An 803-nucleotide genomic window follows, 5' to 3' on the forward strand; every position below is an offset into this window, starting at 1 on the left:
AATCTGCTGCTCGCCGCGGTATTCCTCGGCGCGTCGACCCTTGGCGCGCTCGCGCAAACCGCAACACCTCCCGCCACCACAGAGGGCGACACACCGGCGGTCGCCACACCCGACACGACCAACCCCACAGCACCGGTTGCCGGATCCAACAGCTTCACCGAGGAGCAGGCGAAGGATCGCATTGCCGAGGCCGGCTATACCGAGATCACCGGGTTAAAACTCGACGAGACCGGCGTCTGGCGCGCCACCGCGATGAAGGACGGAAAGTCCGTTGCGGTCGCGCTCGACTACCAGGGCAACATCGTTGCCGACTAACGCTCTCAAGGAGATCCCTCATGAAAACCGTTACCGGACTTTTCGATGATTATGCCGACGCCCGCGCAGCAGTCAGCGCACTTGAAGATCGCGGCGTGCCGTCGGACGATATCAGCATCGTTTCCAACAATGTTGGCGACCGCTATGGGACCGCAAACGACGACAACGCCGCTGAGGGTGCAGGTACCGGTGCGGGTGTCGGCGCGGCGATCGGTGGCGTCGGTGGGCTATTGACGGGCCTCGGCTTCATGGCCATTCCAGGTGTCGGACCGGTGGTGGCTGCCGGTTGGCTTGCCGCAACGGCAGCAGGTGCCGCGGCAGGGGCTGTCGCGGGTGGTGCCGCTGGCGGCATCATCGGTGCAATGACGGAATCGGGGGTTCCGGAAGATCATGCCCATGTGTATGCCGAGGGCGTGCGCCGCGGCGGCGCCGTCGTCACCGCCCGTGTCGATAACGCGCTCTACGCGGATGCGGAAGCCATTCTGCGC

General features: G+C 65.1%; 2 protein-coding genes. Both read left to right on the top strand.

Annotated features, from left to right (window positions below):
- Positions 1 to 3: 3 nt before the first annotated feature.
- Positions 4 to 315 (top strand): PepSY domain-containing protein, encoded by a 312-nt coding sequence (locus C1A35_RS35625; RefSeq protein ID WP_104668917.1) that lies wholly within the window; start codon positions 4 to 6, stop codon positions 313 to 315.
- A 20-nt stretch (positions 316 to 335) separates the two neighbouring features.
- Positions 336 to 803: general stress protein (locus tag C1A35_RS35630; protein WP_104668916.1), on the top strand; the 468-nt coding region annotated here is incomplete at its 3' end.

Source organism: Ensifer adhaerens, assembly GCF_002940685.1.
Classification (GTDB): domain Bacteria; phylum Pseudomonadota; class Alphaproteobacteria; order Rhizobiales; family Rhizobiaceae; genus Ensifer; species Ensifer adhaerens_E.